The organism is Lagierella sp. ICN-221743, assembly GCF_037890055.1.
Taxonomy (GTDB): Bacteria; Bacillota; Clostridia; order Tissierellales; family Peptoniphilaceae; genus Mediannikoviicoccus.
The window spans coordinates 17754-40228 of sequence record NZ_JBBKBD010000010.1 but is presented as its reverse complement, the minus strand read 5'-3'; the positions used below and the strand labels follow the sequence as shown (position 1 = coordinate 40228).

Here is a 22475-nt window from a genome sequence, read left to right as displayed (position 1 = left end):
TTGAAAAATAAAACCTCAGTGATATAATTAATTAGAACATTTTGTTCTTTGGAGGGAAAATGAAAGCTAGATCAGTAATAATATTTTTAATATCTTTAATACTTTTTGGTGGAGGCTATTTTGTAGCTAGTGAACTTAAAGATTTGCAAGAGAGATCCACTGTAGAAATAGATGGAACAGACATAGGAAAAGACAATGAAATAGAACAAAAACTAGACGGAGATTTACTTTTCTTATTAGTAGGAGTTGACAAGAACATAGATGTTAAAGGCGAAGCCATGGATCAACATGTTAGAACTGACACTATGATGCTATGTAATGTAAACTTCAAGACAGGAGAAATAAACGTAGTATCAATTCCTAGAGATACTAAGGTGAACTACAACGGAAGCGATGTAAAGATAAACGCAGCCCATGCCTACGATGGTATTACTGGAGCGTTAAAGGCAGTAAGAGAACTTACTGGACTTGACGTGGACTATTACATGAGCGTAGACTATGACGCTGTTACAAGAATTGTAGAGGCGGTAGGTGGCGTTGAAGTGGACTCGCCGGTGGAATTAAATGTGCCAGATATAAATTTACACATTCCAAAGGGACCAACCACATTGGACGGAGCTCAAGCGCTTTACTTTGTTAGAGCAAGGGAACTTTTGAGAACTGGAACGGATTTAGAGAGGGTTCAAAACCAACAATACTTTTTAAAACAGCTTATGAAAGCAGTACTTAAACCGTCAAATATTTTGAATATCGGTAAAATTTTAGATGTATATAAACAAAATGTTGAAACCAATATTGACTTGGGAAATCTTGGAGCAGTTGCACTAAAGGCAGTAAACTTTAGTGAAGACAAACTACACACATACACCCTAGAAGGTACAACTGGTGATGAGTACCCTAATGGTGTAAGGGTGGCATATTTTTATGCGGACGAAAAGAAAATGAATAAATTATTCTCAGATATATTTAGAGATTATTTCATTGATCCAAGTGAAATAGATAAATACAAAGATCAAAATAGTTACAATGATGATGACGACTACAATGAGAACTACAACGATGATAACGACAATGGCTACGATAATGACGAGGACTATAACTAAACATTAGTTCACAGTTTTTAATTAATGCTATTGAAAAGTTAATTAGAATTGAGGTTTAGATGAGGCAGGAAAGAAAAAGAGAACATGTAGAAAGCTATTTGAAAACTGAATACGTTGGAGACAATCTTTTCGAAGATATTTATATCGAAAACAACTCATTACCAGGAATTAACTTTGAAGAAATTGACACAAGAGTTTCGTTTTTGGGGAAGACTGTAGACTTTCCACTAATGATAAATGCAATGACAGGTGGTACAGACGAACTTTCTTCAATAAACGAAGATCTTGCAAGAATTGCCAGGGATTTAAATATACCTATGGCAGTTGGGTCTCAAACCGTTGGATTAGATTATCCTGAATGTAGGCAGTCTTTCGAAATTGCCAGGGATATCTTAGGAGAAGACGGTATATTAATAGGAAATCTTTCTGCTAATAAAAGCTTGGAAGAACTAAAGGAAGCTTCTTCTATGATAGATGCAGATGCAATGCAGCTTCATTTAAACGTTGCCCAAGAGATGTTTATGGATGAAGGTGACAGGGACTTCAGAGATATCGAAAAAAACATTGAATACCTTATAAAAAATTTTGACAAGCCAATTATTATAAAAGAAGTTGGTTTTGGTATATCTGCAGAAGTTTCAAAAAAACTTACAAATATTGGTGTTAAGTACATCGATGTTGCAGGTGCCGGTGGAACAAACTTCATAGAGATTGAAGATATGAGAAATATGGACAAGGATTTTTCAGACATGTACTGTTGGGGAATACCAACAGCGAAAGCTCTTATGGATTGCAAAAGGGAAAACCCCGATGCATTTTACATCAGCAGTGGCGGAATAAATACTGCGGACAATGTTATAAAGTCATTTATACTTGGAGCAAACTTTACTGCGCTTAGCGGCGAGGTGTTAAGATATTTAATGCATGGTGGATTTGACGAAGCAAAGAAATATGTGGAATCAACAATAGAAAAATCAAAGATTATAATGATGCTTCTAGGCGTTAAAAAAATAGAAGATTTAAAAAATGTTAACTACACTTTGACTGGAAGGTTAAAAGAGTTAATACAAAAATAACAGGTAGGAATAATTCTTACCTGTTTTTTATTTGAACTCTCTATAATTTTGCATTACGGAAGAGAATATTTCTGCACTGGAAGGAGGAGTGTAGGTAATTGCATTTGCTCCCGCTTCAATAGTTTTTATAATGGACTCCTCGGTTCTGCCACCGGTTGCGATTATAGGAAACTCCTCTCCGAATATATCTCTAACTTTCTTTACGATTTCGATTGTATTCTTTCCACCGGAAACATTAAATATTTTTGCGCCGGCATTTACTTTCCCTTCGAAGTCGTCGTTTTCTGAAACCACTGTGGCAACCACAGGTATGTCAAGTGAAGAGGACATATCTTTTATAACTTCATTTTTAATTGGTGCATTGACAACTACTCCATAGGCACCAAGAAGTTCTGCTTGAAGTGCCAAGTACACAGATCTATTTCCAGATGTAAGTCCACCACCAACACCTATAAAAAGTGGAACGAAGGATGCGGACATTAGTGCTTGTGTTATGGTTAATGTCGGTGTAAAAGGATACACTGCCATAACTGCATCGGGATTGCTATTGTGAATTACAGCTATATCTGTAGAAAAAATTAGTGATTTTATTCTCTTGTTTAAAATAATTATTCCACTGGCATTTCTAATTACCTGGGGCATCGTTACAGATCTTCTACGAAGTTCCGATTCAACCTCAGGAACATAAACTTTTTTCTTCATCTCAACCTCCTCTATTCTAAAACGATTATATCATTTTATAAACTTTAAATACATATTTGAATTATTTTTTTATTTGTGGTAATATACTTAAGTATCCTTGCCGCGTAAGCGAGCCAGAGACCAAAAGGAGGTGTATAGACATGAGAAATTACGAAGGAGTTATTGTATTCAAACCAGATCTAGAAGACGAGGTAAGAAACAAAGCCCTTGATGTTATCAAGAGTACTGTTGAATCTAATGGTAAAGTTCTTGAAGTTGATGAATGGGGTAAGAGAAAGCTAGCGTATGAAATCAACTATATAAAAGAGGGATACTACGTTATAATTGATTTCGAAGCTGAACCTGAATTAATTTATGAACTTCAAAGAAAGTGTAAAATTTCTGACCACATCATAAGATACATGTTCGTGGTAAAGGAAGCCTAAGGAGGGCAAAGTTGAATAGCGTTAATTTAATAGGAAGACTTACTAGAGACCCTGAACTTAGATATGCAGCAGGATCAGGTTTAGCTATTTGTAGATTCACATTAGCTGTAGACAGAGGTATGTCTAGGGACAAGAAGATGGAAGCTGAACAAAAAGGTCAACCAACTGCTGACTTCATAGGAGTTACCGCGTTTGGTAAGACAGCTGAACTTATATCAACTTATATTACTAAGGGAAGAGAATTAGCTGTTTCAGGAAGAATTCAAACCAGCTCATATGATGGACAAGATGGTAAGAGAGTTTACAGAACAGATGTCATTGCTGATAGAATTTTCTTCATCGGTGGTTCAGGTCAAAGAAATAATCAAGGTAATTCAAACTACAACCAAGGCAATTCGAATTATAATCAGGAAAACCAAGGCTTTAATCAAGGAAACAACTACAATAAAGAAATTGGTTTTAGTCAAGATTTTCCAGAGGATGATTTTGGCCTAGGTGGCGATGCTTTTCCTTTAAATGATGACGATATACCATTTTAGATAAGGAGGTACTTTGATGCAAAGAAGATTTAGACCTAGAAGAAGAGTATGTGCTTTTTGTGCTGATAAGAACAAAAAGATCGACTATAAAGATATCAATACTTTAAAGAAATACATTTCTGACAGAGGTAAAATCCTTCCAAGAAGAGCTACTGGATGTTGTGCAAAACACCAAAGAGCTGTTACTGAAGAGATTAAAAAAGCAAGACAAGTTGCATTATTACCATACTCTGCAGAATAATAAAATAAAACTATCTCCTGAAACACTCTTCAGGGGATTTTTTATTGCCCAACCAATTTAGAAGAGTAAAGCTTTTCTATGGTATAATTTCATTAGAAATGGAGATGGAAATGAAAATTTGTTTTTTTGCAGACGTAACTTCTGCCCACACTAAGAAGTGGTGCGAATATTTTTTGAATAGAGGCTATGAAATTATCGTTATATCTCTTACGGAAGGAAGTATACCTGGATGTAAGGTTTATAACTTCAATGTTGGAGAGACGATTTATGAAAGCGATAGAAAAAAACTCTTTTCATATTTTGGGAAGATTAAGAAAGTCAAAGAAATTATAAAAAAAGAAAAACCAGATATAGTTCATGCCCACTATGCCACTAGCTATGGATTATTAGGAGCGCTTTTAAATTTTAAGCCATACATACTTTCCGTATGGGGTTCTGATGTCTATGACTTTCCAAGAAGGTCTTTTATTCATAAGAGCCTGTTGAAATACAATTTAAAAAAGCCTTCTGTTATCTTGTCCACATCAAGCGACATGAAGGATGAAATTCAAAAATATACAAATAGAGATGTCATGGTAACATACTTTGGAGTTAACACCGAAACTTTTAAACCTATTCCTGGGTTTAAAAATAAAAATGAATTTACTATTGGAACTGTGAAGTCGCTTTTTAAAGTATATGGCCTAGACTATTTAATAAGAGCTTTTAAAGAGCTTGTAGATAATTATAAAGATGAAAAATTTAAACTAATTATTGCAGGCATCGGTGAAGAAAAAGAGAATCTTAAAAATCTTTCTAAAGAACTGGGTATAGATGAATTAGTTGAATTTAGAGGCTATTTAGACATTGATAAAGTTGTAGACACCTACAATGAAATGGATGTGGCAGTATTCCCGTCATTACAAGAGAGCTTTGGTGTGTCTGCAGTTGAAGCTCAAAGCTGTGGTGTGCCAGTTGTGTGCTCCAATGTAGGAGGATTACCTGAAGCAACATGTCCAGGAAAGAGTTCCTTACTTGTGGAGCCAGAAAATGTAACGGAGCTTTTTAAATCTTTAGAAAAACTTTATTTGGATAGAGATTTACGAATTGAAATGGGAAAAAATGCTAGGGAATATGTATTAGATAAGTTTATACTTAAAGAAAACTTTGCTAAAATAGAAAGTGTTTATCAAAGTTTTAAAGAGGAGAGTTAGATGAGGTACTTAAGAACAATTACTTTGGTTTTACTTGACATAATAATCATAAATTTTAGTTATATCTTTGGATTGTATTTGAGATTTGACGGTACATTACCAGACATATACTTAAATGTATATTTCAAATACGCTCCATTTATAACAGCATTTTGTATACTTGTATTCTTCATTATGGGGCTTTACAAAACCCTATGGAGATATGCAAGTATTGAAGAATTTGTAAGAGCTGAATTTGCAGTTCTAATTGCAAACATAATCGTTGTAGTAGGAATGTTAATTGCTATTGACAAGGACTTGCCAAGGTCAATTTATGTTATAGGACTTGTTATTCAGTCTGGTTTAGTTCCAGGAGTAAGACTACTTTCAAGGGCGAAGTATAGCCTTATAGATACTAAGTCACCTAATAAAACTGGAAAGAAACCAAAAAAGACTCTTATAATAGGCGCAGGTGAAGCGGGAGTGTTGGTGGTAAAGGAGCTTAACAAACACGCTGAGATATTAAATGTTCCCATTGGCTTCATCGACGATGATATAAATAAAAAGAATAAAATCATAAAGGGAGTACCTGTTCTTGGAACTAGAGATGATATTGAAAAGGTTGTAAATGACTATGGTATTGAAGAGATAATCGTTGCACTTCCTTCTGCAGAGGAAAATGATGCAAGGGAAATACTTCAAAGATGTAATAGGACAAAGATAAAGACAAAATTAATACCAGGGTACTACACCGTAATAGACGAAAAGAATTTTGACTTGTCTAAGATGAGAGAAGTTCAAATTGAAGACCTTTTAGGAAGAGATGAAATTCATTTGGACCAAGACTCTCTAGAGGATTTTATTAAAGACAAGGTGATTTTAATTACCGGTGCCGGTGGCTCCATAGGTTCCGAACTGTGTAGACAGATAATTAAATTTGGTCCAAAGAAGATGGTAATGCTAGATATTTATGAAAATAGCATCTACAATATTCAAATGGAACTTATTAGAAAATATAAAAATCCACCCATCGAAGTGCTAATAGACAGTATTAGGGACATGGACCGAATGGACAGTGTCTTTGATAAGTATAGACCTGAAATAGTATTTCACGCAGCAGCCCACAAGCACGTTCCACTAATGGAAGATTCGCCAATATCAGCGGTGAAAAACAATGTGTTTGGAACTTTAAATATTTTAAAATGCTCCGACAAGTATGGTGTGAAAAAGTTTGTAAACATATCTACGGACAAGGCGGTTAATCCAACTTCCGTAATGGGATGTACAAAGAGGATTTGCGAAATAATGATTCAAACCATAAATAGGGAATCAAATACCGACTTCGTTGCAGTTAGGTTTGGAAATGTGTTAGGGTCCAATGGTTCAGTTATACCTCTATTTAAAGAACAAATTAAAAATGGAGGGCCAGTAACAGTTACACATCCTGACATTATAAGATATTTCATGACCATTCCAGAGGCCTGCCAATTGGTTATGCAGGCTGGAGCAATTGCAAAAGGTGGAGAGATATTTATACTTGACATGGGTGAGCCAGTTAGAATTGTAGACTTGGCAGAAAAATTAATTGAACTTTCTGGATTTATACCAAATGAAGATATTAAAATAGAATTCACAGGGCTACGTCCTGGGGAAAAACTATATGAAGAGTTAATTTTGGACTTAGACAATTCTACAAAAACAGAATTTAAAAAGATATTTATTGAAAAACCAGTTATACATGACAAAGAAATGTTAGAAGAGGGATTAAATAAACTTAAGGGAGACTTGGATCAGAAGGATTACAATGTAATACTTAGGGATTTAAAAAATATCGTTCCTAACTTCACTCCTGAAAGGTTGGAGAAATAAAATGAAAGTGTTGATGGCCACACAAGGCATTCCAAATGAAAAGACCCCAATGTATGGAATACATCAATTTGAATACGCCAAAGCCTTGAAGGAAGAGGGGATTGATGTATACATGGTGTCCCTTGACATAAGATCAATTAGAAGATGGAGAAAGTGGGGCTATAGTGAAGGTGAGTACAAGGGAATAAGATATTATAATATCAGTGTTCCCCTAGGCAATTTAAATGAACTAACTCAAATGAAATATGGAAGCCTTGCACTAAAAAAATATCTTCCAAAAATTTTGGGTAGAGAAAAGGGAACTAATATTTTACACTCACATTTTCTAAATTATTCATATCCCTTTGTAAAAGTCATTAAAGAAAATAAAATAGATTTGCCAATTGTAATTTCAGAGCACTCTTCCCATGTGAACAAGGAAGATATTAACGATATATCAAAAGAGAAGAGGATTATTGGAGAATATGTCTATAATAACTGTGACAAACTAATTGTAGGAAGCCCATACTTTAAAAAAATTATGGAGAAAAACTTTGGTGTAGTTCCGGTCGTATCTCCCACTGTAGTTGACACAAATTCATTTACTTTAAAAAATTATAATTTTGATGAAGATACGTTCCATGTGGTATCAACGGGAAATTTAATTAAAGACAAGGGCCATTTTGAAGTTATAGAAGCCTTTACAAATGTGTTTAAAGATAAAAATGCTACTTTAAAAATCTTTGGACAAGGGCCTGAAAGGGAAAATCTTATTAAGTTGATTCAAAAAAATGGAATGGAAGATAAAATATTTTTAATGGGTCATAAGAGTTTAAGTGAAATAAATGAAGAGTACAACAAGTCAGATCTTTTTATATTGGCCTCTCATCATGAAACCTATGGAAAGGTGTATATTGAGGCGATGAACTGTGGTCTTCCAGTTATTACAGTGAACAATGGAGGCTCTGAACACTTCATTAGGGAGTTTAATGGCGTAATTGCAGAGAAAAACAATGTCTTAGACTTAGCAAATAAACTAAAATTAATGTATAATGGTATAAAAGGATTTAACAAACTAGAAATTAGGGAGTATGTGGACTTGAACTTTTCAAAAGAGGCAAGTGTAAAAGATTTACTAAAAATATATTCCTCAGTTTCAAAAGGAGTAAAAAATGTCTAAGAGAAGAAAGAGTTTTAGAGATATCAACGAAAAATATAGCTTCTTAGATCAAGGTGTGGATGGACTGAAAAACAGAAATGTCACAAGAGACGAAGAGTCCAGACAGAGAACTCAAAGGTCTGAGGAGTATAGACGAAGAAATTCTTCATCAGAGCATAACCCTTCTTACGAAAGAAATCAAAACTTTAGGGACCATACCATAAAGATGGATCCTAAGGCTATTGAGCAAGAGAGAAGAAGATTACAACACATTGCAATGAAGAAAAGAGAAGAACAGAAAAAGAAAAAGCGAATGATTACTGTTGGAGTTTCAATTATAGCAGTTTTAATCCTTGCGCTTTTACTAAAATCAGTTCTTGATGCAAAAAACAAGAAAAACATAGCAGGTACAGACCCTGCAAATATTGTGGAAACCGTAAATAGCAATGAAACCACAAGTTTGAAAGGTTTTGTATTAGTTACAAAATCTGCTAAGTATTATCAAGAAAGCAATACTTCATCTACAGAGCTTGGAGAAATTGCAGCTGGAGAATACCTTGAAAACTATGGTGTTACAAATGGATTTAACAAAGTTAGATACAACGGCATCGACGGTTATATTGAAAGTTCAAACCTTTCAACTGTAAATAACCCAGACCAACTTAAGGTTATAAAGGGAATACTTGTGGTAAATAATCAATATAGCTTGCCAGAAGACTTCCAACCAGGAATGAATGTACAGGCAAAGACAAACTTTGACATCATGGCAAGAAAAGCTAAGAATGATGGAATAATAATAAAAATTGCAAGTGACTTTAGAAGCTATGAACAACAAAAGACAAATGGATATACCGATGGCGTATCTGCATTTGGAGAGTACATGGCGGATGGATCACAGGTTGAACCAGGTAAGAGCGAACATCAAACTGGCCTTGCATTTGACGTTGTTGGAGAGGATTATGAAAATAAGTACAACGACAATTTCCAAGACAGCAAGGAGTATAAGTGGCTAGTTGAAAACGCTCATAAATATGGATTCATTATCAGATATCCTAAGGACAAGGAAAATATAACTGGAAGAAAGTTTGAACCATGGCATATAAGATTTGTGGAGCCAACTGTTGCAGATGAAATGCATAGAAATAATTTATGCTTAGAAGAGTATTTAGGTCTTGCTAAAGTAAGTAAAGAAAATAACTTAAATACAAATGAAGAAAATGACAATCAGCAAGACGACACAAATCAAGATACAAATGAAGAAAATGACAATCAACAAGACGACACAAATCAAGATACAAATGATGACAATGGCGAAAATAATAATTATAATAATGATAGTGACCAAAAAAATGATGACGATTCAAATGACGAAAACTAATATTAGCTGGTGATATTATGCAGATTTTTGTAATCATAATAGCCGTTGTACTAATGATGCTATTTTTTAGACTCCTAAGCTTTTCAATAAAAGCTGTGGGCAAGCTAATTATCAATAGTATTTCAGGCTTGTTACTATTATTTGTTTTCAATTTAATAGGTGGAATTTTTGGAATTACATTAAACTTAACATTTTTAAATGCATTAGTTGCAGGAATATTTGGCATTCCGGGCATAATTGTGTTATTATTGTTAAAGTCTTAATATTTTTATATGGAGGTAAGCATGACAGATTTTAAAATTAACGCCCAAGTTAGAATGGGTACAGGAAAGAATAAAGTAGATAAATTAAGAGTGGAAAAAAGAGTTCCAGGAGTTATCTATCAAAGAGGAGAAGAAAACGTCAATCTAGTTGTAGAAGAAAGAGACTTAGAAAAGTTATACTTAACAGCAGGTACTTCTAACCTTGTAACTTTAAACATTGACGGAAAAGAAAGAAAGGCTCTTATTAAAGACGTTCAAAAACATCCTTTCAAGAACCAATACGTTCACGTTGACTTCGTTGGTGTAGACATGAATACTAAGATGAGAGTTGTTGTTCCAGTTGTTTGTGAAGGAAGAGACAACATCCACGAACAACCATCAGTATTAATGCACTTACTAAATGAAATTGAAGTTGAATGTCTTCCATCAGACATCCCTTCAGAAGCTATTGTAAATGTAGAAAATATGAAGATTGGTGAAACATTAACAGTTGCTGACTTAGATATCTACGGAAACGACAAGATTGAATTATTTGAAGATGCTGATGAACCAGTTGCAATTCTTTCTGAACCAAGAGAAGAAGTTATTGAAGAAGATGCAGAAGAAGTAGACGCAGCTGATGTTCCAACTGTTGACGAAACTGAAGAAGCAGCAGCAGAAGAAGAATAAAAAGCTTGACAGATTAAAAAACATCTGTCATAATATACTAGGTAATTAAATACTGCCAAAGACAGTAGGTGTGAAAACTTAATTTCCTACCGAGGTAGACAAGATTGAATTCAGATCTTTCTGCCTTTTTGGGTAGAAAGATTTTTTATATTTAAGTTTTTGGTATTAAACGGTAGTGGAGGTGAATTTTTTTGAAAGATCACGTTTTAAAGCAAAAAGAATCAGTAGTATCTGAAATTACTAAAAACATTGAAGAATCTAAATCAATGGTATTAGTTGACTATAGAGGACTAAATGTTGAAGAGTTAACAGAACTAAGAGAAAGATTCAGAAAAGAAGATGTAGTTTACAAAGTTTACAAGAATACAATGATGAACATTGCATTTAAAAACCTTGGACATGATTCTATCTTAGAACATTTAAATGGTCCAAATGCAATTGCATTCAGTATGGGCGAAGAAACTGCAGCTGCTAGAATTACTAATGACTTTGCAAAAGAGCATGAAAACTTAGAAATTAAAGCAGGTTATATTGATGAAAAATTTCTTGACATTGAAGGTGTTAAAGAATTAGCGTCTATACCATCTAAAGAAGTTCTTATCGGTAAGTTACTTGGTAGCTTGAAGGCACCAGTATCTAACTTCGTATACTTATTAGATGCTATAGCTAAGAAAAAAGAAGAAGGATCTGAGGAAGGTCCTGCACAAGAAGCAGAAGAAGTTACTGCAGAATAAATTAAAAATTAAACGGAGGATTATAATGGATATTCAACAAATATTAGAAGCAATTGAGAACATGTCAGTTCTTGAATTAAATGACTTAGTTAAAGAAGCAGAAGAAAAATTCGGAGTTTCAGCTGCAGCACCTGTAGTTGTAGGTGGAGTAGCTGCTGCTGCAGGCGGAGAAGCTGGTGGAGCAGAAGAAAAATCTGAATACGATGTAGTATTAGAATCAGCAGGAAGCCAAAAGATTAAGATAATCAAAGTTGTTAAAGACTTACTTGGTCTTGGACTAAAAGATGCTAAAGAATTAGTTGACGGAGCTCCTAAGACACTTAAGGAAGGCGTAGCTAAGGCTGAAGCAGAAGAAATGAAATCTCAATTAGAAGAACTTGGAGCTACTGTAGAACTTAAGTAATTACCAAAAAAACTAATGGTACCGAGGAAACTTGGTACCATATTTTTTTAGCTGTTGATAGGATATGAATACATATACTCAACAGCTTTTATTATCTCTTTATTTAAGAAATCTTTTAGCTTATGATACAATTTACACAGGAGAGGAATAAACATGGAGACAAAATTTACTCATTTACATTTACATACGGGATATAGCTTGCTTGACGGATTTAGTCCAATACCTAAACTACTAGACCGAGTAAAAGAACTTGGCATGGAAAGCTGTGCCATAACGGACCATGGATGCATGTTCGGTGTAGTTGAATTTTATAAAGAAGCTAAAAAAAGAGATTTAAAACCTATAATAGGCTGTGAGGTATATACCGTTAATAAAAATTATATGGATAAGAGTCCTCAAAATAAAAATTATAACCATTTGATACTGCTTGCAGAAAACAATATTGGATATAAAAATTTGATGAAGATAGTATCCCTTGGTTATTTAAATGGATTTTATTATAAACCTAGAGTTGATAAAGATGTGCTTAGAAAGTATAGTGAGGGACTAATATGCCTTTCTGCGTGTTTAAAGGGTGAGGTATCTGAAAAACTTGTAAACAATAATTATGCTGGGGCAAAAAAAGCGGCAGCCGAACTTGAAGACATTTTTGGCAAAGGCAACTTCTTTTTAGAAGTTCAAAACCATGGAATGAAGGAAGATGAAATAGTTATAGCTGGAATGAAAAATATTTCTGAAGAACTTCACATTCCGATCTGTGCCACAAATGACGTTCACTATATAAAAAAAGATGACTGGAAGAACCATAAAGTACTTTTATGTGTTCAGACTGGACGTACTTTACAAGATGCAAATAACCAAGACATGCACTATGCTCCTGGAGAATTTTATCTACGCTCCCCACAGGAAATGAGTGAACTTTTTGATAATCCAGAATATTTAGAAAACACCATGAAGGTATCTGAGAGATGTAATGTGGACCTTGACTTTGAACATCTACACTTACCTTATTTTAAAGTGCCTGAAGGTCTTACTAATAATGAATACTTAAGAAACCTTACATGGACGGGGATTGAAAATAGATATGAAGATGTAACTGAAGATATTAAAGAGAGGGTTCAATTTGAATTAAAGACCATAGAAGAGATGGGCTATGTGGACTACTTCCTAATAGTCTCTGACTTTATAAGATTTGCAAAGAGCAAAGACATTCCGGTTGGCCCTGGAAGGGGCTCTGCTGCAGGATCCATTATTAGCTTTGCTCTAGGCATAACAGACATTGATCCAATTAAATATAACTTGCTCTTTGAAAGATTTTTAAATCCAGAGAGGGTATCCATGCCCGACATCGATATAGACTTCTGTTACGAGAGAAGAGAAGAAGTTATAGACTATGTTGTAGAAAAGTATGGTGAAAATAAAGTTGCCCAAATAGTTACATTTGGAACAATGGGCGCTAGAGGCTGTATAAGGGACGTAGGCCGTGTTATGGGAATTCCCCTAAACCTGGTAGACAAGGTGGCAAAGAACGTGCCTAATGAGCTAAATATAACCATTGAAAAGGCTTTGGATACAAGCGAGGAGTTCAAAGAAATATATAATAGCTCTGAAGAGATTAAAAAGCTTATTGATGTGGCAAATGACCTAGAGGGAATGCCAAGACATACGTCAACCCATGCGGCGGGAGTGGTTATTTCAAAAGAGCCCATAGTGGAATATGTTCCCCTTGCTAAGAATAAAGACTCTGTTATAACGCAGTTCAACATGACGGAGCTTGAAGAACTGGGTCTTTTAAAGATGGATTTTTTGGGACTAAGAACATTAACTGTTATTGATGACACAATTAAACTGATAAAGCAAAACAGAAACATTGACATAGATATAAATAAAATTGATGTAAACGACAAAAAAGTATTGAAACTATTTTCAAGTGCTGAGACGTTGGGAATATTTCAATTTGAATCTCCTGGAATGAGAAATTTCTTGTCTGAACTAAAGCCAACGGTTTTTGACGATCTTATTGCGGCAAACTCACTTTTTAGACCAGGCCCAATGAACGAGATTCCAAATTATATTAAAAATAAAAATAATCCTGAAAACATAAGGTACTTACATCCACTATTAAAACCAATTTTAAATTTAACCTATGGCACTATAGTGTATCAAGAGCAGGTTATGCAGATAGTGCAACAACTTGCAGGCTACTCCCTCGGTGGAGCGGACAATCTTCGTAGGGCCATGAGTAAAAAGAAAATGGATGTAATGGAAGAGGAAAGGGTAAAATTTATTTATGGACAAAAGGACAATGAAGGCAATATCCTTATAGATGGTGCCATAAGACGTGGCGTTGATGAAGACACAGCAAATAAGATTTATGACTTAATGATAGACTTTGCAAAGTACGCCTTCAACAAGTCCCACTCTGCTGCATATTCACTGGTTGCCATGAGAACCGCGTGGTTAAAGTACTATTATACTGTGGAGTTTATGGCGGCGTTAATCTCATCAATAATGGGAGACAGTAAAAAAGTTGCCCAGTACATTCAAGAGTGCAAGAGATTAAAGATAGAAATTCTTCCTCCAAATGTTAACAGTAGCTTTAAAAAGTTTTCCGTTGAAGGAGATAAAATAAGATTTGGACTTTCGGCCATTAAAAATGTTGGAACCGGATTAATAGACACGATAGTTGAAGCAAGAAAAGATGGAGGGGACTTTAAGGACTTTAGAGACTTCATCGAGAGACTTGCATCAAAAAACTCACAGACTATAAACAAAAGAGCCATAGAATGTTTAATAATGGGAGGAGCCCTTTCTGAAATATCCCCTAATAGGCATTCCCTTATGGTGGAGTGCTCCATGATAATCGACTCTGTTCTAAAGGACAAGAGGACAAATATACCCGGACAGTCCAGTCTATTTGACGACTTCAGTTCTATAGTTGAAGAAAAGGAAGAGAAGACCTATACTGTTAAGGAGTATCCAAGGAAAGAACTTTTAAAGATGGAAAAAGAAGTTCTTGGAATATATCTTTCTGATCATCCACTAAAGGAGTATGAAGATTATATTTTAAAGACACAGGAGTTTTCAAGCCTTGAACTTGATTCTGAAAATAGGGAAGCAGAGGACAATTGGGATAAGAAAGTCGTTGTGGTCTCTGGAGTGCTAAATCAAGTCACAAAGAGATTCACTAAGAATACCCATTCTGCCATGGCAACGGCAACCTTAGAAGATTTATACGGAACCATACCCATTGTAATCTTTCCTAAAACTTATTCGGAGTTTAAAGAGTTAATTGAGGAAGATAGAGTTATTACTATTAAAGGTAGGGTAAATATAAATGAAAATGGCGAGGGAAATATATTTGTAGAAAAAATTGAAGATCTTGAATCACGATTTAAAAATTACAGCAATGCCATTAGTCGTGTGAACAATAAAAAAACGCTTGAATTAATCTTTGAAGTTGGAAGTGAAAAGGAAAAAGTTGAACTTGTAAAACAGGTACTCATAGGCAAAAAGGGTAATTCAAGAGTGAAATTATTTTTTAAGAAGACAAATACAGGATTTATGTTTAACGAAGAATACAATGTAAATCTTGAAGATAAAGAAGTATTGAATGAACTTAAGTCAATACTGGGAAGAGAAAATATAAGAATTATTTAGAGGTGTATATGAAGACAATTGCCATTTTAACCAGCGGAGGAGACGCTCCGGGAATGAACGCTGCCATTAGAGCCGTGGCGAGAACTGCCATATTTAATGGACTTAGAGTAATGGGAATTAGATTTGGATATGATGGACTGATTAACGGTGATATATATGAAATGAATGTGTCATCTGTTGCAGACATAATACAAAGGGGCGGAACAATATTAGGTTCTGCCAGATCAGAAGATTTTCAAACTGAAAAGGGACAGAAGCAGGCCTTTCAAATATTAAAGGATTTTGGAATTGATGGCCTAGTGGTGTTAGGCGGAGATGGATCCTTTAAAGGAGCTAAGGTTCTACATGACATGGGAGTTAAGGTTATAGGAATACCTTGTACCATTGACAACGACATGGGTTACACCGATTCAACCATTGGGTTTTACACTGCTGTAAATACGGTTACAGAAGCTGTAGGTAAACTGAGAGATACTTCATCATCCCATGGTAGAGCAAATATTGTGGAAGTAATGGGAAGACATTGTGGAGACCTGGCACTATATGCAGGAGTTGCGTCGGGAGCTGAAAGTATAGTTATACCTGAAAAGCCTCTTGATATAGAGTCAATTATGAATAAGATAAAAAGAGGTAGAAAAAGAGGTAAGCTACATCATATTATAGTTATGGCTGAAGGAGTAGGAAGGCCATATGTATTAAAGGAAAAAATAGAAGAGATAACACAGGTGGATACAAAGGTAACCATACTTGGTCATGTTCAAAGAGGAGGTTCTCCAAGCCCCCACGATAGACTACTTGGAAGTGAAATGGGAAATCGCGCAGTAAAACTTTTAATAGACGGTCAATCGGGCTTGGCAATGGCTTATAAAGCAGGAAAGATTATAGATGTTTCACTTGATGATGCAATTGAAACACCTCATATCCTAAACGAAGAACTATATGATATGGCACAGGAGATATCCATTTAAAATCAGGAGGACTTTATGAAAAAGACAAAAATAGTATGTACAATAGGCCCTGCATCAGAGAGTTTAGAAACATTAAAAGAGCTGATGAGCCTTGGAATGAATGTGTGTAGATTAAACTTTTCCCATGGTAATCATGAGGAACATTTAAAGAGAATAGAAAATATAAAGAAAGCTAGGGAAGAACTTAAGCTTCCAGTTGCTATAATGCTTGATACAAAAGGTCCGGAAATAAGACTGGGAGACTTTTCAGTGGAACAGATTCAATTGTCAATTGGAGATACTTTTACATTAACCACAAGAGAAGTTCTTGGAGATCAAAGTCAGATTTCCGTATCATACAAGGACTTGCCAAAAGATGTTCACATAGGTGGCCATATTCTAATAGATGACGGTCTTGTAAATTTAAAAATAGTTGACGTTACAGATACCGATATAGTAACTGAAGTTTTAAACTATGGAATTCTAAAGAGTAGAAAGGGTGTAAATGTACCTGGTGCGAAGATAAACCTTCCATCCATAACTGAAAAAGACTACGAAGATTTAGTTTTTGGAATTGAAAACGGAATTGACTTTGTTGCCGCATCCTTTATTAGAAAAGCAGATGATGTAATAAATATTAGAAAAATTCTTGAGGAGAATGGTGGAGGAGATATTCAAATCATCTCTAAAATTGAATCTCAAGAAGGCGTTGATAACTTGGATGAAATCATAAATGCATCAGATGGAATCATGGTTGCCAGGGGAGACCTGGGAGTTGAAACAAAAACAGAACTTATGCCATTGGTTCAAAAAGAGATTATTAGAAAGACAAACTTGTCAGGAAAACCAGTTATAACAGCAACTCAAATGCTTGACTCCATGATAAGAAACCCAAGACCTACTAGGGCAGAAGTTACAGACGTGGCAAATGCAATTATAGATGGTTCTGATGCCATAATGCTATCAGGAGAAACTGCTGCAGGTTCTTATCCAGTGGAAGCGGTTAAAGTTATGAGTGAAATTGCCATGTCCACTGAAGACTCAAAGGACTTTAAAGAAAGCGCAAAGATAAGAACAACTTGGGTTGATGGATCCTCTACAAGTTCAATTAGCCATGCCACAAAGGACTTGGCAGAACAACTTGGTGCATCAGCCATATTAACGGCAACAACAACCGGTTCCACATCAAGAGCTGTTTCAAGACTAAGACCAAATATGAGAATTATAGCTGCAACCTATGACGAGTCTGTTATGAGGAAGCTTGCGCTTTCATGGGGCGTTCATCCTGTTATATCAGAAATGTGCGACAGTACCGACGAAGTTATAGACAAGTCAATTAAGGCTGCCTTAGAAGAAAATTTTGTGAAACAAGGGGACTTAATAGTTATAACTGCAGGAGTTCCAGCAGGTATTGGTGGAACTACTAACCTAATCAAGGTTCACACCATTGGTGAAGTTGTTATTAATGGACAGGGAATTGGAAAACAATCTGTAATAGGCCTTGTTAAAAAAGGCAACACTGAAGAAGAGTTAATAAATAAATTTAAAGATGGAGATATTCTTGTTACAAGTTCCGTAGACAAGGAGCTAGTTCCTTTCTTTGAAAGAGCAGGGGCAGTTGTTATTGAAGAGGGCGGACTAACATCCCATGGTGCAATCCTTGCACTTCACTTTAAAAAACCAACTGTAATTGGAGCAAAGGATGCAATGTCCATTTTAAATGACGAGATGATTATAACTGTAGACTCTTCATCAGGGGCAGTATACAAGGGATCAGCTAGAGTTTTATAGGAGGACAAATGAAAATAGCAATGGGAAGTGACCATGGTGGTGCAGAATTAAGAATAGAATTAATAGATTATATTAAAGAAATGGGACATGAAGTTACAGACTTTGGTGTTAAAATTGGCGAAAAGGCAGACTATCCAAACATTGGAATTAAAGTAGCGGAAGAAGTGGCTAAGGGCAACTTTGACTGTGGAATAATACTTTGTGGAACTGGAATAGGGATTTCAATAGCTGCAAACAAGGTTAAGGGAATAAGATGTGCAGTGACAAACGAAGTGTTTTCTGCGAAGATGGCGAAGGTTCACAACAATGCCAATATAATTTCCATCGGTGGAAGGGTTGTGGGTTCAGAAGTTGCTAAGATGATAGTTTCTGAATACCTTAACGCTGAGTACGAAGGTGGAAGACACGAAAACAGACTAAAGATTATCTCTGACTATGAAGGATGTTAAGAGGCATGATTAAAGGAATTATTTTCGATATGGACGGAGTGCTTATAAATAGTGAAATATACTATTATAATGCACTTATCCGCCTTATTGAATCCGATGGAAAAAAGGTTGATAGAGAAGACTTTAAAAAAATTGTTGGTCTTTCTGGAAAGGACTCAAGGGATGTAATTGCTTTTTATTACGAAGATGACTTTGACCACGGTGACTTTATGCATCGATTTAGAAGTGGATATATGGGTGAGAACATTGACTATAAGACCATACTCTTTCCATATGTGCATGATACACTTTCACAGTTAAAGAGTAAGGGATTAAAACTTGCTCTTGCATCATCTTCATCCATGAGGACAATTACTCAAGCAGTAGAACAGACTGGCATAAAAGATTATTTTGATTTTATAATCGGTGGTGACTTGGTTGTAAACCCAAAGCCAGATAATGAAATATATCTAAAGGCGATGGACGGCATTGGACTTAATAAGGAGAACTGCATTGCCGTTGAGGATTCATTTGCAGGAATAAAAGCTGCTAAAAACGCATGTCTATATACCATTGCAAAGAAAGATTTCGATTTTTCTATAAACCAATCTGCTGCAGATATTATTTTAGAAGACATGAATCTACTAAATACTATTATAGAAATCCTTTCTAATAACGAAACGGATTTTGAGTATGCTTCTTTAGACTACGGAAGTAAATTATTTTTAAAGGCCCACATACTTGAAAAGGAAATAAAAAAATCAAATCTTTCAGAGAAAGATTTATTTAGACTTGCATTAAAAGATGACTCAAGACTTGTGGGATATTTGGAAAGAGATTTAAAATCTAAAGAAGAAAATGGTAGAGTTATTATAAATCCTCTTTATGAAGACACAGATGCATATAGTGAACTTGAAAAAAGTTTAAAAATAATAAATGATTTCTATTTATTGTAGAAAAACTACAAAAGTTTGATATACTTAAATGAGAGGTAGTTATGCGTATAGATAAATTTTTAAAAAATTCAAGAATTATAAAGAGAAGAACTATTGCAAAGGAAGCCTGTGATGGAAAGAGGGTCAAAATTAATGACAAGGTCTGCAAAGCCGGTGACGAAGTTTCCGTTGGAGACATTATTGAAGTTGGTTTTGGAACGGGAACTATAAGGGTGAAAGTTTTAAAACTACTAGAAAATCCTAAAAAGGCTGAGGCTTCTGAAATGGTGGAAAGGATTGAATGATGAAAAGAAAGAGGAATTCAAAAAGAAGAAAGAGCAATTTAATTTTTATTCTTTTTATATTAACCTTTACCTATTTTCCATATGCATTGGCAAAGCAGGGGATAAAGATATCTGAATATGAAAAACAACTTAACTCTTACACCGAGAAGAAGCAAGAGCTAATTGAAGATATATCATCATTGAAAAAAGATTATAAAAACAGAGAAACTTTAGAGTTCGCAGAAAAAGTTGCAAGAGAAAAACTTGGCATGATTAAACCTAAAGAATATCTAGTTAAAGAAAAGTAAAAATATATTGACAATTTCTTTAGATTACGTATAATTTTAAGTATAATATTTTAGGAGGATTTGTTAGTAAATGTCTATTTCTGTTGGACAGATATTAGAAGGAAAAGTTACTGGAATTACTAAGTTTGGTGCATTCGTTTCTTTTCCTGAGGGTGAAAATGGTTTAGTACATATATCTGAGATATCAAATGATTATGTAGAAAAAGTTGAAGACTTTTTAAAAGTGAACGATGAAGTAAAAGTAAAAGTGCTTTCAGTTAAAGATGGAAAGGTTAGCCTATCCATAAAGCAAGCTGAAAAGAAAGTTAACGCTCCAAAGGAAATTGAATGGAATGTTGACGAAGAGACAAAAGATTTATCCTTTGAGGACAAGCTTAATAAGTTTTTAAAGGAGTCAAACGAAAAATATGTTGAAATGAGAACCCGAGATAATAAAAGAAAAATGGGCAATCGAAAAACAAAGAACTATTAAAACCGGGAACACCGGTTTTATTTTTTTAAGGCCATGATTGATAAAATAAAAAAATACATTAAAGAACAAAACTTAATAAAGAGTGGAGAGAACATTGTAATCGGATTTTCCGGTGGACCGGACTCGGTAATGCTCTTGTATGCACTTAATGAACTTAGAAAAGAGTTTGGATATAATCTTCTCACTGTTCATATAAATCATCAGTTAAGAGGGGAAGATGCAGTTAAAGACGAAGAATTTTCTAAAGATTTTTCCAATTCCCTTGGGGTTAGATGTATCTGTTTTCATATGGATGTAAATGGATATGCTAAAGAGCATAAAATATCTGTGGAAGATGCGGGAAGACGCGTAAGATATGAAAAGTTCGATGAAGTTTTAAAAAGAGAGTTTCAAAGTGGTGTTATTGCCGTTGGTCATCACAAAAATGACGATGCGGAGACCATACTTCTAAACTTGATTAGAGGAGCAGGAGGTGCCGGTCTTACAGGTATAAGTGATAAAAAAAACAATATTGTAAGGCCATTAATTGACATTACCAAAGCTGAGATAATAAATTTCTTAAATGAAAACAATATCCCCTTTGTAGAGGACAAGACCAATTTTGAAAATGACTATTTGAGAAATAAAATTAGGAATGTGCTTATTCCATATGTTGAAAGTGAAATAAATGAAAATTTTATTGATTCTCTAGTTAGATCTTCCAAAATTCTTGAGTCAAATGAAGAATTTTTAGAAGATTACGCAGATGGTCTAAATCTAATAGGCCCAGAGCGAGATTATTATAAATTAAATTGTAAAGATTTCAAAAAGCACCATGTTGCCATTCAAAGAAAGTTAATATTAAAGGCTTATGAAGCGATAAAGGGCGACAGAAAAGATATTTCCTTTAACAATGTGGAGTCCATAAGAAAGATTATTTTAAGTGGCAGTGGAGATTTTTATGTAAATAATTTTATGTTCTATATGGCATATGGACATCTATATTTAACTCATCTTGATGAAAATATAAATATAAAAGATTTTATCATCACTGAAAAGGGTAAATATCATTTTGGAAACTTTTTAATTGAAGTTGATGTTGTGGAAAATAAAAATATAAAGTTGAAGAAGAATGAATTTGTTTTTCCGGTAGAGCTTCTTGAAGAAGGCATTGTTGTAAGGTGTCGAAGAGATGGAGACAAGATTAAATTAAAGAACTTTACGAAGAAAGTCAAAGATATATTAATAGACTCAAAAGTTCCTAAACATCTTAGAGGAAAAATACCTATTCTACAGTATAAAAATGATATAATATTGATTACAGGTTTAAAAAGAACTCATAATTACAAAGTTTGTTCAAATGATGACTATGTTATAAAAATTAGATTGGAGGAGAAAAATGTTAAGTAAAAATATGGACTATATCAAAGATATTTTAATTTCAGAAGAAGAATTAAATAAAAGACTTGATGAAATGGCAAAGGAAATATCTGAAAAATATAAGAACAGTGAGAGAGAGCTACTTGTAGTTGGGATTTTAAGGGGAGCTGTAATTTTTATGTCCAACCTTATTATAAGACTTGACTTAGAAGTTAAAATGGATTTCATGGCAGTGTCAAGTTATGGACAGAGCTCAAAGTCTTCTGGAGTTGTAAGAATATTAAAGGACTTAGAAGAGGATATTGAAGGCAAAGATATTCTTATAGTTGAAGACATAATTGACTCTGGAAACACTTTAAATTATTTAACTAAAAACCTCAACGACAGAGGTGCTGCTTCGGTTGCAGTCGCTACTCTACTGGACAAACCTGAAAGAAGGACTGTAGATGTGAATGTTGACTTTGTAGGTTTTGAAATTCCAGATGAATTTATCGTTGGATATGGACTAGACTATAGTCAACAACATAGAAATTTACCTTTTATAGCTTCACTAAAGGAAGAGTACTACAGCTAAGGAGG

Annotated in this window: 24 protein-coding genes and 1 other annotated feature; of the genes, 23 read left to right on the top strand and 1 reads right to left on the bottom strand. The window is 34.5% G+C overall.

Annotation, left to right across the window (positions count from 1 at the left end; all coding sequences use genetic code 11):
* Nucleotides 1–59: 59 nt before the first annotated feature.
* Entirely contained in the window at nucleotides 60–1103 is a 1044-nt protein-coding gene (locus WKS98_RS06065) for an LCP family protein (RefSeq protein ID WP_498917775.1), read from the top strand.
* 59 nt (nucleotides 1104–1162) lie between these two features.
* A complete protein-coding gene (gene fni, locus WKS98_RS06060) occupies nucleotides 1163–2179 on the top strand; it encodes a type 2 isopentenyl-diphosphate Delta-isomerase (protein ID WP_498917773.1) in 1017 nt (338 codons plus the stop codon).
* 27 nt (nucleotides 2180–2206) lie between these two features.
* On the opposite strand, the gene WKS98_RS06055 is transcribed toward fni, so the two are convergent.
* On the bottom strand, nucleotides 2207–2881 hold the full coding sequence (locus tag WKS98_RS06055) for a hydrolase (RefSeq protein WP_498917771.1): 675 nt from the start codon (nucleotides 2879–2881) through the stop codon (nucleotides 2207–2209).
* A gap of 140 nt (nucleotides 2882–3021) precedes the next feature.
* Here WKS98_RS06055 and rpsF point away from each other — a divergent pair, with 140 nt between their 5' ends.
* The 21 genes from rpsF to hpt all read left to right on the top strand — a co-directional run bounded on the left by rpsF (nucleotide 3022) and on the right by hpt (nucleotide 22470).
* Nucleotides 3022–3306, top strand: coding sequence for a 30S ribosomal protein S6 (gene rpsF, locus WKS98_RS06050; RefSeq protein ID WP_237036655.1), 285 nt, complete (start codon nucleotides 3022–3024; stop codon nucleotides 3304–3306).
* Nucleotides 3307–3317: 11 nt separating this feature from the next.
* Entirely contained in the window at nucleotides 3318–3845 is a 528-nt protein-coding gene (locus WKS98_RS06045; protein ID WP_498917769.1) for a single-stranded DNA-binding protein, read from the top strand.
* 16 nt (nucleotides 3846–3861) lie between these two features.
* On the top strand, nucleotides 3862–4086 hold the full coding sequence (gene rpsR / locus WKS98_RS06040) for a 30S ribosomal protein S18 (protein ID WP_237036653.1): 225 nt from the start codon (nucleotides 3862–3864) through the stop codon (nucleotides 4084–4086).
* 110 nt (nucleotides 4087–4196) lie between these two features.
* Nucleotides 4197–5279 (top strand): glycosyltransferase, encoded by a 1083-nt coding sequence (locus WKS98_RS06035; RefSeq protein WP_498917767.1) that lies wholly within the window; start codon nucleotides 4197–4199, stop codon nucleotides 5277–5279.
* Nucleotides 5280–7127, top strand: a complete 1848-nt coding sequence (locus tag WKS98_RS06030) for a polysaccharide biosynthesis protein (protein ID WP_498917765.1) — start codon at nucleotides 5280–5282, stop codon at nucleotides 7125–7127.
* 1 nt (nucleotide 7128) lies between these two features.
* The gene (locus WKS98_RS06025; RefSeq protein WP_498917763.1) at nucleotides 7129–8286 is read left to right on the top strand and encodes a glycosyltransferase; all 1158 of its coding nucleotides are present in this window, start codon (nucleotides 7129–7131) and stop codon (nucleotides 8284–8286) included.
* Nucleotides 8279–9643 carry a M15 family metallopeptidase gene (locus WKS98_RS06020; RefSeq protein ID WP_498917761.1) on the top strand — a complete coding sequence of 455 codons (1365 nt, stop codon included), beginning with the start codon at nucleotides 8279–8281 and terminating at the stop codon, nucleotides 9641–9643. Before WKS98_RS06025 ends, WKS98_RS06020 begins: the two co-directional genes overlap by 8 nt.
* A gap of 17 nt (nucleotides 9644–9660) precedes the next feature.
* Complete coding sequence (locus WKS98_RS06015) at nucleotides 9661–9906, top strand: pro-sigmaK processing inhibitor BofA family protein (RefSeq protein WP_498917759.1); 246 nt, start codon at nucleotides 9661–9663, stop codon at nucleotides 9904–9906.
* A 21-nt stretch (nucleotides 9907–9927) separates the two neighbouring features.
* On the top strand, nucleotides 9928–10575 hold the full coding sequence (locus tag WKS98_RS06010; protein WP_498917757.1) for a 50S ribosomal protein L25: 648 nt from the start codon (nucleotides 9928–9930) through the stop codon (nucleotides 10573–10575).
* A 37-nt stretch (nucleotides 10576–10612) separates the two neighbouring features.
* Nucleotides 10613–10730 (top strand) — a sequence feature (ribosomal protein L10 leader region).
* A 36-nt stretch (nucleotides 10731–10766) separates the two neighbouring features.
* Nucleotides 10767–11309, top strand: a complete 543-nt coding sequence (rplJ, locus tag WKS98_RS06005) for a 50S ribosomal protein L10 (protein WP_498917756.1) — start codon at nucleotides 10767–10769, stop codon at nucleotides 11307–11309.
* A 25-nt stretch (nucleotides 11310–11334) separates the two neighbouring features.
* Nucleotides 11335–11712, top strand: a complete 378-nt coding sequence (gene rplL, locus WKS98_RS06000) for a 50S ribosomal protein L7/L12 (RefSeq protein WP_498917754.1) — start codon at nucleotides 11335–11337, stop codon at nucleotides 11710–11712.
* Nucleotides 11713–11865: 153 nt separating this feature from the next.
* Nucleotides 11866–15372, top strand: a complete 3507-nt coding sequence (locus WKS98_RS05995) for a DNA polymerase III subunit alpha (RefSeq protein ID WP_498917752.1) — start codon at nucleotides 11866–11868, stop codon at nucleotides 15370–15372.
* Between the two features lie 8 nt (nucleotides 15373–15380).
* Entirely contained in the window at nucleotides 15381–16340 is a 960-nt protein-coding gene (gene pfkA / locus WKS98_RS05990; protein WP_498917750.1) for a 6-phosphofructokinase, read from the top strand.
* A 15-nt stretch (nucleotides 16341–16355) separates the two neighbouring features.
* On the top strand, nucleotides 16356–18110 hold the full coding sequence (gene pyk / locus WKS98_RS05985) for a pyruvate kinase (RefSeq protein ID WP_498917748.1): 1755 nt from the start codon (nucleotides 16356–16358) through the stop codon (nucleotides 18108–18110).
* 8 nt (nucleotides 18111–18118) lie between these two features.
* On the top strand, nucleotides 18119–18559 hold the full coding sequence (gene rpiB, locus WKS98_RS05980; RefSeq protein ID WP_498917746.1) for a ribose 5-phosphate isomerase B: 441 nt from the start codon (nucleotides 18119–18121) through the stop codon (nucleotides 18557–18559).
* A 5-nt stretch (nucleotides 18560–18564) separates the two neighbouring features.
* Nucleotides 18565–19494 (top strand): HAD family hydrolase, encoded by a 930-nt coding sequence (locus WKS98_RS05975; protein WP_498917744.1) that lies wholly within the window; start codon nucleotides 18565–18567, stop codon nucleotides 19492–19494.
* A 41-nt stretch (nucleotides 19495–19535) separates the two neighbouring features.
* The gene (locus WKS98_RS05970; RefSeq protein WP_498917742.1) at nucleotides 19536–19778 is read left to right on the top strand and encodes an RNA-binding S4 domain-containing protein; all 243 of its coding nucleotides are present in this window, start codon (nucleotides 19536–19538) and stop codon (nucleotides 19776–19778) included.
* Complete coding sequence (locus tag WKS98_RS05965; RefSeq protein WP_498917740.1) at nucleotides 19775–20065, top strand: FtsB family cell division protein; 291 nt, start codon at nucleotides 19775–19777, stop codon at nucleotides 20063–20065. Before WKS98_RS05970 ends, WKS98_RS05965 begins: the two co-directional genes overlap by 4 nt.
* A 70-nt stretch (nucleotides 20066–20135) precedes the next feature.
* A complete protein-coding gene (locus tag WKS98_RS05960) occupies nucleotides 20136–20537 on the top strand; it encodes a S1 RNA-binding domain-containing protein (protein ID WP_498917738.1) in 402 nt (133 codons plus the stop codon).
* Nucleotides 20538–20570: 33 nt separating this feature from the next.
* Nucleotides 20571–21926 (top strand): tRNA lysidine(34) synthetase TilS, encoded by a 1356-nt coding sequence (gene tilS / locus WKS98_RS05955; RefSeq protein WP_498917737.1) that lies wholly within the window; start codon nucleotides 20571–20573, stop codon nucleotides 21924–21926.
* Entirely contained in the window at nucleotides 21916–22470 is a 555-nt protein-coding gene (gene hpt, locus WKS98_RS05950) for a hypoxanthine phosphoribosyltransferase (protein WP_498917735.1), read from the top strand. The genes tilS and hpt overlap by 11 nt, the downstream gene beginning before the upstream one ends.
* Nucleotides 22471–22475 lie beyond the last annotated feature (5 nt).